This is a genomic window from Actinospica durhamensis, from assembly GCF_018139695.1.
GTDB lineage: Bacteria > Actinomycetota > Actinomycetes > Streptomycetales > Catenulisporaceae > Actinospica > Actinospica durhamensis.
Map to the genome: position 1 here is coordinate 1 of NZ_JAGSOG010000251.1, position 12,686 is coordinate 12,686.

Here is a 12,686-nt window from a genome sequence, read left to right on the forward strand (position 1 = left end):
TGGCGGCGGGGCGGCAGGCGGCGGCGTACGACGCGGATGCCGAGCAGGGCGCGCCGCGCATCAGCTTCCAGCCCTCTGATCTGCGCACCGCGGTGCGGCGGGACCGGGAGGGCAACCTGGTGCTGTTCGCCGTGGACGCCTCCGGGTCGATGGCCGCGCGCTCGCGGATGGCCGCGGTCAAGGGCGCGGTGCTCTCGCTGCTGCTCGACGCGTATCAGCGCCGCGACAAGGTCGGGCTGATCACCTTCCGCGGCTCGTCCGCGACGCTCGCGCTGCCGCCGACCGGCTCGGTCGAGGCCGCGGCCGCCCGGCTCGCCTCGCTGCCCACCGGCGGGCGTACGCCGCTGGCCTCGGGACTGCTCCTGTGCCACACCGTCGTGCAGCGCGAGCGGCTGCGCGATCCGCGGCGGCGCGCGCTGGTGGTGCTGGTGACGGACGGTCGGGCGACGGGGTCCGCCTCGGCGCTGGCGGACGCGCGCCGGGCCGCCGGACTGCTCGCCGCCACCGGCGTGACCTCGATCGTCGTGGACTGCGAAACCGGTCCGGTGCGGCTCGGGCTGGCCGCGGAGCTGGCCGGCGGGCTCGAGGGGGAGCACGTGCCGATGGCCTCGCTCTCCGCCGCCGCCCTGGACCACACCGTGCGGCGCGCCACCTCCTCGACCCCGGAGCCCCTGCGAAAGGCGGCCTGACCCGATGCCCCAGGGCAAGCCAGAACACGTCCCCGCCGACGGGCTGACCACCCGTCAGCGCCGCGCCCTGCCGCTGACGGTCGTGCACACGGGCCACGGCAAGGGCAAGACGACCGCGGCCTTCGGCCTGGCGCTGCGGGCCTGGAACGCGGGGTGGCCGATCGGGGTGTTCCAGTTCGTCAAGAGCGCCAAGTGGAAGATCGGCGAGGAGCCGGTGTTCAAGGCGCTCGGGGCGCTGCACGAGCAGACCGGGCAGGGCGCGCCGGTGGCCTGGCACAAGATGGGCGAGGGCTGGAGCTGGCTCCAGCAGGACCTCCATTCGGACCCCGAGCTGCAGGCGGACAACGCCCGGGCCGGGTGGGAGCAGATCAAGCGCGACTTCGCGGCCGAGACCTACCGGCTCTACCTGCTCGACGAGTTCACCTACCCGATGACCTGGGGCTGGGTGGACGTGGACGAGGTGGTCGAGGTGCTCCGGGCCCGGCCGGGGACGCAACACGTGGTGATCACCGGGCGCGACGCGGCGCCCACGCTGGTCGAGTACGCGGATCTGGTCACCGAGATGACCAAGGTCAAGCACCCGATGGACGCCGGGCGCAAGGGCCAGAAGGGCATCGAATGGTGACGGTGGCGACCGTGCCGCGGGTGCTGATCGCCGCCCCCGCCTCCGGGCACGGCAAGACGACCGTGGCCACCGGGCTGATCGCGGCGCTGGCGCGGCGCGGCCGGCGGGTGGCGCCGTTCAAGGTGGGCCCCGACTACATCGATCCGGGCTACCACGCGCTGGCCGCGGGCCGCCCGGGCCGGAACCTGGATCCGTTCCTGATCGGCGAGTGCCGGACGGTGGGCCTGTTCGGGTACGGCGCGGCGGGCGCGGACATCGCCGTGATCGAGGGCGTGATGGGCCTTTACGACGGCGCGGTGGGCCGGGGCGAGCTGGCCTCGAGCGCCCAGGTGGCCGCGTTGACCGGCGCGCCGGTGGTGCTGGTGGTGGACGCGACGGCGCAGGGCAGGTCGGTGGCCGCGCTGGTCGACGGCTTCCGCGGGTTCGACCGCCGGGTGCGCCTGGCCGGGGTCGTGCTCAACCGGGTGGGCTCGCCCCGGCACCGGGAGATCCTGGCGTCGGCGCTGGAGGAAATCGGCGTTCCGCTGCTCGGGGTCCTGCATCGCAGCGACGGGGCGGCGACCCCGTCCCGGCATCTCGGGCTGATCCCGGCGGCCGAGCGGGCGCCGGACGCGTTGGCCACGGTCGCGGCGCTGGCCGAGTTGGTCGAAACGCACCTCGACGTGGACCGGATCGAGCGGATCGCGGGGAGCGCGGCCCCGGTGACGGCCGAGGAGGCGTGGTCGCCGGAGTCGGTGCTGGCCGAACTCGGCGGACCGGTGCCGGCCGAGCGGCGTCCCGTGGTCGCGGTGGCCGGGGGCGCGGCGTTCACCTTCTCCTACGCCGAGCACGCCGAACTGCTCACCGCCGCCGGCGCCGAGGTCGTCGGCTTCGACCCGTTGCGCGACGAGGCGCTGCCGGAGGGCACGTCGGCGCTGGTCATCGGCGGCGGCTTCCCCGAGCTCTACGCGTCGCAGCTGGCTGAGAACAAGGCTCTGGTCGACGCGGTGCGGCGCTTCGCCGAGTCGGGCGGGGCGATCGCCGCGGAGTGCGCGGGCCTGCTGTACCTGGCGAAGCAGCTCGACGGCGTGCCGATGTGCGGGGTCGTGGACGCCGAGGCCCGGATGAGCAGCCGGCTGACGCTCGGCTACCGCGAGGCCGTGGCCGGTGCGGACTCGATCCTCGGCCCGGCCGGCACGCGGGTGAACGCGCACGAGTTCCATCGCACGGTGCTCACGCCCGGGTCCACCGAGCCGCCCGCGTGGTTCTGGCGCGGATCCGAGGGCGAGAAGGTCGCCGAGGGCTTCGCCGTCCGCCGCGTGCACGCCTCCTACCTGCACCTGCACTGGGCCGGCGCGCCGCAGATCCCGCGCCGCCTGGTCGCGGTGGCGGCCGGGCTGACGGCGGCCGGGACGGTGGGCGCCGCGTGACGGCCGTGACCAGGACCCTGATCGGCGTCGGTGTCGGCCCGGGCGATCCGGAGCAGCTGACGCTCAAGGCCCTGCGCGAGCTGCGCGGCGCCGACGTGGTCTTCGCCCCGTGTACGGACCCTGACCGGCTATCTCGGGCCGAGGAGGTCGTGCTCGCCGCGGCCCGGCTCACAGCGCGCCGGCTGGTGTTCGCGCTCGACGACCGCGGCGGGGTGACCGAGCAGCGCGAGGCCGCCTGGGACGCGGCGGCGCGCACGGTGGTGGGCGCCTTCGACCAGGGGGCGGCCCGGATCGCGTTCGTGACCCTGGGCGACCCCAACGTCTACTCGACCTTCGGATACCTCGCGCAGAGCGTGGCGCTGCTCGACCCCGGCGTACGGATCGAGACGGTCGCCGGGATCACCGCGATGCAGGACCTTGCGTCGCGGGCGGTCGTGCGGCTGGCCGAGGGGCGCGAGCCGCTGACGCTGGTGCCCGCGACGGCCGGCCTGGCCGAGGTCGCGGCGGCGCTCGCGGGCGGCGGCACGGTGGTGGTGTACAAGGGCGGCCGGTCGATGCGGGAGCTGGTGGAGCTGGCCGACGCGCACGGCCGGTCCGCGGACGCGGTGCTGGGGAGCGAACTCGGGCTGCCGGGGGAGCGGATAGTGCCCTTGCGCGAGTGGGACGAGGCACGCGCGTCCTATTTCACGACCCTGATCATCCCGGCGGCGCGAGGCGGCAGAGGAGCGGCGCTGTGAGCGAGCGGAACGAGCAGGACGCGCAGAAGGGACAGAAAGCCCGCGGCAAGGTCACCTTCATCGGTGCCGGTCCGGGCGCCGCGGACCTGATCACCCTGCGCGGGGCGCGGGCGATCGGCGCGGCCGACATCGTGATCTGGGCCTCGAGCCTGGTGCAGGCGGAGATCCTCGAGCACGCCCGGCCGGACGCGCTGACCGTGGACTCGGCCGCGCTGCCGATCGAGGGCGTGCTGCCGTACTACGAGCGGGCCGCGCGCGAGGGACTGCTGGTCGCGCGGGTGCACTCCGGCGATCCCTCGCTCTGGGGCGCCATCCAGGAGCAGTTGGAGCGGGCGCGCGAGCTGGGTCTGGAGACGGAGGTCGTCCCGGGCGTCTCGGCGTTCTCGGCGGTCGCGGCCCTCGCGCAGCGCGAGCTGACCGTGCCGGAGGTGGCCCAGTCGGTGATCCTGACCCGGCTCGAGGGCGGCAAGACGCCGATGCCCTCGGGCGAGACGATCCGCTCCTTCGCCGCGCACGGCACGACCATGGCCGTGTTCCTCTCCGCGGCGCGCTGCGCCAAGCTGGCCGAGGAGCTGCTGGCGGGCGGGTACGAGGCGGACACCCCGGTCATCGTCGCGTCCCGGGCCACCTGGCCGGACGGCGAACTGCTCGAGTGCACCGTGGGGACGATGGCCGAGCAGGTGCGGGCGCGCCGGCTGTGGAAGCACACGCTCTTCCTGGTCGGCCCGGCCCTGGCCGCGTCCGGGACCCGCTCGCACCTCTACCACCCGGGGCACTTCCACGAGCACCGCCGGGCCGATCCGCAGGCGCGCCGGGCGCTGCGGGCGCGATGAGCGCGGACGGGCTGCGCGAGCCCGACCTGCCGCGCACCATGAAGCAGCGCGACGGGCGGGCGCTGCGGACGGGCTGGACGACCGGCTCGTGCGCCACCGCCGCCGCGAAGGCCGCCGCGCTCGCGCTCGCCACCGGGGACCCGCAGCACGAGGTGGAGATCGCGCTGCCGGGCAAGGACGGCGCGTGGGCGCAGCGGGTCAGGTTCGCGGTCGAACGCTGCGACGTGCCGGGCGCCGGGCCCCGCGCGGGCATGGCCAAGGCCGAGGCGGTCGTGGTCAAGGACGCGGGCGACGACCCGGACGTGACCCACGGCGCGCACCTGACCGCGACCGCGACCTGGCGCGAGGCACCGGGTCTGGAGCTCGACGGCGGCGTGGGCGTGGGCGTGGTGACCAAACCGGGGCTCGGGCTCGAGGTCGGCGGCCCGGCGATCAACCCGGTGCCGCGCGCGATGATCGCCCGCGCGGTCGGGGAGGCCGTGGACCTCGACGCGCGCGGGGTACGGGTGGTGATCTCCGTGCCCGAGGGCGAGCTGATGGCGCGTAAGACCACCAACCGGCGGCTCGGGATCCTCGGCGGCATCTCGATCCTGGGCACCACCGGGATCGTGCGGCCGTTCTCCACGGCGGCGTGGCGGGCGTCGGTGGAGCAGGCGGTGAGTGTACTGGCCGCCCAGGCGGCGGGGTCCGGGAACGGGTCCGAAGGCGGCGGCGCGGCGGACGCGACACTCGTGCTGTGCACCGGCGGCCGGACCGAGAAGGGCGCGATGGCGCTGCTGCCGCGGCTGTCCGAGGTGAGCTTCGTCGAGGTCGGCGACTTCACCGGGGCCGCGGTGCGCCGTTGCGTGGAGCACGGGGTGGGCCGGGTGGCGTTCGTGGGCATGGTCGGGAAGCTGACCAAGCTCGCCTCCGGGATCCTGATGACCCATTACACCCGCTCGGCGGTCGACACCGACGTGCTCGGCGAGATCACCGAGGCGGCGGTCCCCGGGGATCCGACATTGGCGGGCGCGGTGCGGCAGGCTCATACCGCGCGCCACGTATACGAGCTCTGGGAAGCCGCCGGAGTGCTCGGGCCGTGCGGCGACGCGTTGTGCGAGCGGGTGGCGCGGGTGCTCGAGCGCTTCGCTCGCGAGGAGTGCGGCGGCGCGATCGAGGCCCGGGTGGCTCTGGTGGACTTCAGCGGCCTGGGCCTGGCCGGGGCCAGCCGACGCTGGGGACACTCGGGAGGCTGGGGACATTCGGGAGGCTGGGCATGAGCTCGGGATTGACGGTCATCGGGTGGGACGGTTCGCCGCTGGGCGCGCGGGCACTCGCGGCTCTGGAGGCGGCGACGCTGGTGGTGGGCGGGGCGCGGCATCTGGCCGCGGCGCCGGTGCCGGCCGGCGTGCGCACGATCCGGCTCGGCGCGCTCGGGTCCGCGGTCGAGGTGCTGCGGGCGCACGGCGGGCACGCGGTCGTGCTGGCGTCGGGGGACCCGGGGTTCTTCGGCGTGGTGCGGCGGCTGCGGGCGGAGGGGCTCGAGATCGGGCGGGTGATCCCGGCCGTGTCCTCGGTCGCCGCCGCGTTCGCGGCCGCCTGCCTGGACTGGGACGACGCGGCCGTGGTCTCCGCACACGGCTCGGCCGAGCAGGCCAGGAGCCTGCGACGCGCGGTGAACGCGTGCCTGGCGCACCCGAAGGTCGCGGTGCTCACCGGCCCCGCGGCCGGCGCGCGCGAGCTCGCGGCCGCGTTGCTCAAGGCGGGCCTCGAGCCCGGCGCCCGCGTCCTGCACGTCGCGGAGAACCTCGGTTCTGACCGGCAGCGGGTCCGCGCGCTCGACCTCGCCGCGGCGGCCGCGGCGGAGGTGGCCGAGCCGCACGTGGTGCTCTGCGTCGCGATGGGGGCGCAGCGCGAGAGCGCGGGCTGGCTGGCCGGGCCGGCCGGCGGCGGGACCGCGACGCCCGCGCCGCTGCCGGACGAGGCCTTCGAGTACCGCGACGGGCAGATCACCAAGCAGGAGACCCGGGCGCTGATCGTCTCCCGGCTCGCGCCCGGCTTCGGCGACCTGGTCTGGGACCTCGGCGCCGGGTCGGGCTCGGTCGCCGTGGAGTGCGCGCGCCGCGGCGCGGCGGTGTTCGCGGTCGAACGCGACGCAGAGTCCTGCGAACGCATCAGGCGCAACGCGGCCGCGCACGGGCAGACAGGACTCTATATATGTGAGGGCGATGCGGCGGAGTCCGTCGACACCCTTCCCGCCCCGGACGCGGTGTTCCTCGGCGGCGGCGGGATCGAGGTCCTGCGGGCCGTGCTCGACCGCCGCCCGCCGCGGCTGGTGGCCTCCTTCGCCTCGCTCGAGCGCGCGGCCGAGGCGCTGCCGCTGCTCGCCCGGCACGGCTACGCCGCGGAGGGGATGCTGCACCAGGCCTCGCGGCTGTCCCGGCTGCCCGACGGCACGCACCGGCTGGCCGCGCTCAATCCCGTCTTCCTGATCTGGGGGGAGCTGCTGTGAGCCGCGCCGGACAACGTATCGGCTGCATCGCGGCGACCGACTCGGGGCGCGAGGCGGCGGCGTACCTGGGCGCGCTCTGGCCGGACGAGGTCGAGGTCTTCGACGAGGGCACGGTGGCGAACTCGCTGCGCGCCGCGTTCGGGCACTGCGACGCGGTGGTCGCGTTCCTGGCGACCGGGGCGACGGTGCGGATCCTGGCGCCGCTGCTCGGGCACAAGACCACGGACCCGCCGGTGGTGTGCGTGGACGAGGGGCGCCGCTTCGCGATCGCGCTGCTCGGCGGGCACTACGGCGCCAACGACCTCGCCCGCCGCGTCGCCGCCGCGCTCGACGCGCAGGCCGTGATCAGCAACGCCCGCGACGCCGAGGGCATCAGGCCCCTTCCGCCGCTGCCGCGCCCGGCCCGTCACCTCGTCGTGGGCGTCGGTGCCTCGCGCGGCGTGAGCGTGGACGAGGTGCTCGAGACCGTGGACGCGGCGCTGGCCCGCGGCGGGCTGGACCGCGCGGACGTCAGGGCCCTGGCGACCGTGGACCTGAAGGCGCACGAGGCGGGCATCGTGGCCGCGGCCCGGCTGCTCGGCCTGCCGCTGCTGGTCCACCCGGCGCCGGAGCTGGCCGAGGTCGAGGTGCCCAACCCGTCGGAGGTCGTGCGGGCCGCGGCCGGGACGCCGTCGGTGGCCGAGGCCGCCGCCCGCCACGCGCCCGCGGCGGCGCCGGGCCGACTGCTGGTCGAGAAGACCAAATCACCGAGGGAGAATCCGATGGCGACCGCCGCCGTGGCAGTACACGACCAGGGGCCCGAGCAGGCCCGGCCCGAGCAGGCCGGCCGGCTCGCGATCATCGGGCTCGGCCCCGGCGCCCGCGACCTGACCGCCCCGCGCGCCCTCGAGGAGCTGCGGACGGCCGAGGTGGTCGTCGGGCTCGACCAGTACGTCGAGCAGATCAGGGACCTGCTGCCGGAGCGGGTGCGGGTGGAGGCCAGCGGCCTGGGCGCGGAGGAGCGCCGGGCCCGCAGCGCGGTCGAGCTGGCCCGGGCCGGACACCGCGTCGCGCTGATCGGCTCCGGTGACGCCGGCGTCTACGCGATGGCGTCCCCGGCCCTGGACGACCCGGACACCGCAGGCCTCGACGTCGTGTGCGTGCCCGGGATCACCGCGGCCACCGCGGCCTCGAACGTGCTCGGCGCCCCGCTCGGCCACGACCACTGCGCGATCTCGCTCTCCGACCTGCACACGCCCTGGCCGGTGATCGAGCGCCGGGTGCGGGCCGCGGCCGAGGGCGACTTCGTGGTCAGCTTCTACAACCCGCGCTCGGCCAAGCGGGACTGGCAGCTGCCGAAGGCGCTGGCCCTGCTGGCCGGGCACCGGCCCGCCGAGACCCCCGTCGGCTGGGTGCGCAACGCCGGGCGGCCGGACCAGAGCCAGGGGCTGGCCACGCTCGCCGCCTTCGACCCGGCCGTGGTGGACATGTACACGACCGTGATCGTGGGCTGCTCCCAGTCCCGGATCGTGGCCGGACGCTTCGTCACCCCGCGCGGCTACCGGTGGAAGGAATGACCCCGCCCGCCGCGCCGCCCGCCGTACTGCCGCTGCCCTTCGCGCTGCCCCCGCTGGCCGAGATCGGCCCCTGCCAGGGCTGCGGCGGCTGCCTGCTGACCTGCCCGGAGCACGCGATCCGGCCGGTCGGCGGACGCCTGCTGGTGCGCGCCGACGCGTGCACCGGCTGCGGGCAGTGCCAGGAGATCTGCCCCGTGGATGCCATCGAGATGAGAGCCCGAACGTGACCAGGACCGTCCACCCGATCGAGCAGGAGTCGTACGCGATCCTGCGCCGAGAGTTGGCCGCGAGCCACCCCGACGCCGCCGCGCTGCCCCCGCTCGGGCGCGCCGTGCTCGAGCGCGTGGTGCACGCCAGCGCAGACCTCGACTACGCCGCGGACCTGGTGCTGCCGGACGAATCCGTGCTCGAACACACCGTCGCCGCGCTGCGGGCCGGGGTGCCGGTGGTGGCGGACGTGGCGATGGTCGCGGCCGGGATCACGCGCCGTCAGACCCTGTGCCGGATCACGGATCCGGGCGCGGCCGAGGTCGCCGCCGAGGCCGGGATCACCCGCTCGGCCGCGGCGCTGCGGCTGGCCGCCGAGGAGGCCGGGCCCGGCGCCGTGTACGTCATCGGATGTGCTCCGACGGCTTTGTTCGAACTCGTCGACGGCGCCGCACGCTACCGCCCGTCGCTGGTGCTCGGCCTGCCGGTCGGGTTCGTCGGCGCGGTCGAGTCCAAGCAGGCGCTGCGCGAGAGCGGCCTGCCCGCCGTGAGCAACCGCTCCGGCAAGGGCGGCTCGGCCGTGGCCGCCGCGGCGCTCAATGCCCTGCTGTACCAGGAGGTGGGTCGATGACCGGGTCCGCGAGCGCGCTGCTGATCGTGGGGCACGGGACGCGCGACGCCGAGGGCGCCGGGCAGTTCCGGGCGTTCGTCCGGCGGGTGGCCGCCCGGGCGGCGGGCGCGGGCGCCGGTTGCGCCGCGCCCGCGGCCGTGGCGGGCGGGTTCATCGAGCTGTCCCCGCCGCCGCTCAAGGACGCGGTGGCCGGTCTGGTCGAGGCCGGGCACCGGAACCTGACGGCGGTCCCGCTGATTCTGCTGGCCGCCGGGCACGCCAAGGGCGACATCCCGGCCGCGCTGGCCCGCGAGCGGGACCGCCACCCGGGGCTGCGTACCCGGCTCGGCCGCCCGCTCGGCCCGCACCCGGTCGTGCTCGACCTGCTGCGGGAGCGGCTCGCGGCGGCGTCGGCGGGAGCCGAGCGGCCGGACGCGGTACTGCTGGTGGGCCGGGGCACCACCGACCCCGACGCCAACGCCGACCTGTACCGGGCGGCGCGGCTGCTGTGGGAGACCAGCCGGGACGCGGGCGTGCGCGAGGTCGAACCCGCGTTCGTCTCGCTGGCCCACCCCGCCGTCCCCGACGGACTCGACCGGCTGCGCACGCTCGGGGCGCGGCGGGTCGTGGTGCTGCCGTTCTTCCTCTTCCCCGGCGTCCTGCCGACCCGCGTCCACGCCCAGGCGGGCGCGTGGGCGAAGGAGCACGACGTGGCGGTGCGGGTCGCCGACGTCATCGGGGACTGCGACGCCCTGGCCGATCTCGTGCTTGAGCGCTACCTCGAGGCCGACGGCCGCGGGCCCGCCGCGCCGGGGATGAACTGCGACGCGTGCGTCTACCGGATCGCGCTGCCCGGCTTCGAGGCGCGGGTCGGCCAGGCGCAGCACCCGCACGACCACCCCGAAGACCCGACGCACCCGCACCACCACGACCACCCGCACCATCACGATCACGAACATGCGCACGTTTCGGACTGATCCGTCCCGCTTGGCGATCGATGTGTGGGAATCGCCGTATTCCCGTCCCGAGGGAGCCCGAGCGGCGGTCGTGGGATGATCGGACCGCTATGGGTACGCACCAGAACGGCCCGTCGGGAGCTTCGCCGTCGGGCGCCGCGAAGCCGCGGGTGACGGTCACCGTCATCGGTTTCGACGGCTCCCCGCCCGGCCCCGCGGCCCGCCGCGCCCTGGAGCAGGCCACCCTCGTGGTCGGCAACATCCGCCACCTCGACGCCCTGCCGGTGCCGGAGAGCGCGCGGCGGATCTACATGGGCGGGCTCGGCCCGGCCCTGACCCGGCTGGCCCTGCACGACGGCTCGGCCGTGGTGGTGGCCTCCGGCGACCCCGGCTACTTCGGCGTGGTCCGCGCGCTGCGCGAGCAGGGCCTGCGGGTGCGCACCGTCCCCGCCGTCTCCTCCATCGCCACCGCCTTCGGCCGGATCGGCCTGGCCTGGGAGGACGCCCTGGTGGTGGCGGTGGACCCGCCCGCCGACGGCACCGACGGCACCTCCCGTGAGCCGAGCAAGGTGCGCACCGGCGGCCGTGCGGCCAAGGACGGCGGCTTCACCGCGGGCCACGGGGCGAGCCTGCGCGCGGCGGCCAACCTGTGCCGCGCCTACCCCAAGGTCGCGGTGCTCACCGGCGAGGGCGCGGGCCCGCGCGAGCTGGCCGCGGAGCTGCTCGGCCCGGACAAGTCGGGGCCCGCGCGCACCCTCGTGGTGGCGCAGCGGCTCGGCGAGCCCGAGGAGTCGGTGGAGTGGCTCAGCCTGGACGAGGCGGCCGAGCGGCACATCTGGGGCGACCCCTGCGTGGTGCTGTGCCTGGACGAGGCGCAGGTGCTCGCGCCGGGCGCGGCCGGCGGGCTGCCGGTACCGCTGGCCGGCTGGTCCGGACCCGGCGGCGGCTGGGCCGCGCCGGACAACGCGTTCGTCTACCGCTCGGGACGGGTGCTCGCGGCCGAGGCCAGGGCCCTGGTGCTGGCCCGGCTCGCCCCGCGCCCCGGCACCCTGGTCTGGGACGTCGGCGCCGGATCCGGCTCGGTCGGCATCGAGTGCGCCCGGCTGGGCGCGGCCGTGGTCGCGGTCGAGCGCGACCCCGACTCCTGCGAACGGATCGACCTCAACGCGACGATGCATCAGGTGAGGCTCCGGGTGGTGCGCGGGCAGGCCCCGGAGGCGCTGCTCGACCTGCCCCAGCCGGACGCGGTCTTCCTCGGCGGCGGCGGCGCGGACGTGGTGCGCGCCGCAGTCGGGCGCGACCCGCGGATCGTGGTGGCGGCGATGACCGCGATCGACCGGGTGGCCGAGATCAAGGGCGCGCTGCGCGGCGAGGGCGGCTCCGGCGGCTCCCGGCGCCGGGTGGACGGCGCGCTGATCCAGTCCTCCCGGCTGGTCTCGCTGCCGGGCGACGCGCACCGCTTCGCCGCGCAGGACCCGGTGTTCGTGCTCTGGAGCGAGCGTTCCTGACCCCGCGTCGGGCGCCCGCGACGGGTGCGCCGCGGTGTCCGGCGATGTCCGGTTCCGGGGCGTGCGCGACGGTTCGTCCCGGCGCGCACGGTGGTACTGACGGGGTTTCAGCGCGCCCTCGCGAACCCGGTGCGCCACGTCCATCGGAAGGGTGGTGTGCGTCACTCGCGCGGCCTGTTGACGGCCTCCCGCCACCCGGGCACGGCCTGCTACGGGACCCGGATGCGCCCCGGCCGCTTCGCCATCGCGATGACGGCGGGTCCGGGTTCCCGGTAGGGTACGTGATCGCCCCGCCGCTCAGAGGCGGGGGATCCGTCAGTCCGCACGGGTCGTCCGGGGGGCAAGACAGGCGCGCTCACCGAGAGCGCGGTTCGACGGTGGACAGGGAACGAGGAGGCACGATGACCGGCACCGACGAGTTCGGCCGCGAGCTGGACGCGCAGGGGTACGAGCGCGCCGCCGGCGGCGAGAACGGGGTCAGGCCGGAGCGTGTCGCCGGGCCGCGCGCACCGCAGCCCGCGGCCCCCGCCGACTCGCCCTGGGTGGCCGGCGGCTCGATGGGCTACGCCGAGGCCGTCTTCGGCCAGAACACCGCACTGCCCGGGCGCGGTGCGGGCGCCGGCGGGTCCTACCCGCTCGGCCACGACGCGCCCACCACCGAGTTCTTCCCCGGCGCCATCTTCGACGCGGGCGAGCCGGAGGACTACCAGGTCCCGCCGCCGCCGGTGCCGAATCAGGGCTCGCCGACGCCGCTGAGCCAGCCGCCGCTCTCGCCGCTGCCCGGCACCCGCTCGGTGCCCTTCGCCGCGCCGCTGCCGCAGCAGGACCCTGAGCCGGCCGACCTGCCCGCGTACGAGCCCGCATACGACCCGCTCGGCGGTTCGCTCGGCGGCTCGAGCTCCTGGTCCGCCGCGCCGCCGCGGGCCGCCCAGCCCGGCCTCGGCCAGTCCGGCGCGCACGACTCGTGCATCACCTGCGCGGACACCGCCGTCGCCGTCACCGTGCTCGAACTGCTGGACGACGCCCTGGCCCTGGTCGAGGTCGGCGAGGGCCGACGCTGTCTCT

The 12,686-nt window shown here is 76.1% G+C and carries 12 protein-coding genes and 1 pseudogene; all 13 read left to right on the forward strand.

The genetic code is table 11. The annotated features are described in order from the left end of the window. Window positions 1–689: vWA domain-containing protein (locus KDL01_RS32380; protein WP_212532481.1), on the forward strand; the 689-nt coding region annotated here is incomplete at its 5' end. A gap of 4 nt (window positions 690–693) precedes the next feature. Next, complete coding sequence (gene cobO / locus KDL01_RS32385; RefSeq protein WP_212532482.1) at window positions 694–1,314, forward strand: cob(I)yrinic acid a,c-diamide adenosyltransferase; 621 nt, start codon at window positions 694–696, stop codon at window positions 1,312–1,314. After that, window positions 1,308–2,723 carry a cobyrinic acid a,c-diamide synthase CobB gene (locus KDL01_RS32390; RefSeq protein WP_212532483.1) on the forward strand — a complete coding sequence of 472 codons (1,416 nt, stop codon included), beginning with the start codon at window positions 1,308–1,310 and terminating at the stop codon, window positions 2,721–2,723. The genes cobO and KDL01_RS32390 overlap by 7 nt, the downstream gene beginning before the upstream one ends. A gap of 5 nt (window positions 2,724–2,728) precedes the next feature. After that, on the forward strand, window positions 2,729–3,460 hold the full coding sequence (gene cobI / locus KDL01_RS32395; RefSeq protein WP_212532484.1) for a precorrin-2 C(20)-methyltransferase: 732 nt from the start codon (window positions 2,729–2,731) through the stop codon (window positions 3,458–3,460). Then, complete coding sequence (gene cobM / locus KDL01_RS32400; protein ID WP_212532485.1) at window positions 3,457–4,293, forward strand: precorrin-4 C(11)-methyltransferase; 837 nt, start codon at window positions 3,457–3,459, stop codon at window positions 4,291–4,293. Before cobI ends, cobM begins: the two co-directional genes overlap by 4 nt. Then, the gene (locus tag KDL01_RS32405) at window positions 4,290–5,552 is read left to right on the forward strand and encodes a cobalt-precorrin-5B (C(1))-methyltransferase (protein ID WP_212532486.1); all 1,263 of its coding nucleotides are present in this window, start codon (window positions 4,290–4,292) and stop codon (window positions 5,550–5,552) included. The genes cobM and KDL01_RS32405 overlap by 4 nt, the downstream gene beginning before the upstream one ends. After that, on the forward strand, window positions 5,549–6,784 hold the full coding sequence (gene cbiE, locus KDL01_RS32410) for a precorrin-6y C5,15-methyltransferase (decarboxylating) subunit CbiE (protein WP_212532487.1): 1,236 nt from the start codon (window positions 5,549–5,551) through the stop codon (window positions 6,782–6,784). Before KDL01_RS32405 ends, cbiE (KDL01_RS32410) begins: the two co-directional genes overlap by 4 nt. Beyond that, window positions 6,781–8,340, forward strand: coding sequence for a precorrin-3B C(17)-methyltransferase (gene cobJ, locus KDL01_RS32415; protein ID WP_212532488.1), 1,560 nt, complete (start codon window positions 6,781–6,783; stop codon window positions 8,338–8,340). The genes cbiE (KDL01_RS32410) and cobJ overlap by 4 nt, the downstream gene beginning before the upstream one ends. Then, window positions 8,337–8,567 carry a ferredoxin family protein gene (locus KDL01_RS32420; protein ID WP_212532489.1) on the forward strand — a complete coding sequence of 77 codons (231 nt, stop codon included), beginning with the start codon at window positions 8,337–8,339 and terminating at the stop codon, window positions 8,565–8,567. Before cobJ ends, KDL01_RS32420 begins: the two co-directional genes overlap by 4 nt. Further along, window positions 8,564–9,178 (forward strand): precorrin-8X methylmutase, encoded by a 615-nt coding sequence (locus KDL01_RS32425; RefSeq protein ID WP_212532490.1) that lies wholly within the window; start codon window positions 8,564–8,566, stop codon window positions 9,176–9,178. Before KDL01_RS32420 ends, KDL01_RS32425 begins: the two co-directional genes overlap by 4 nt. Then, window positions 9,175–10,134, forward strand: coding sequence for a sirohydrochlorin chelatase (locus tag KDL01_RS32430; protein WP_212532491.1), 960 nt, complete (start codon window positions 9,175–9,177; stop codon window positions 10,132–10,134). The genes KDL01_RS32425 and KDL01_RS32430 overlap by 4 nt, the downstream gene beginning before the upstream one ends. Before the next feature lie 89 nt (window positions 10,135–10,223). Further along, window positions 10,224–11,621 carry a precorrin-6y C5,15-methyltransferase (decarboxylating) subunit CbiE gene (gene cbiE / locus KDL01_RS32435; RefSeq protein ID WP_212532492.1) on the forward strand — a complete coding sequence of 466 codons (1,398 nt, stop codon included), beginning with the start codon at window positions 10,224–10,226 and terminating at the stop codon, window positions 11,619–11,621. A 401-nt stretch (window positions 11,622–12,022) separates the two neighbouring features. Beyond that, window positions 12,023–12,686, forward strand: a pseudogene (locus tag KDL01_RS32440) (hypothetical protein); the annotation flags it as partial.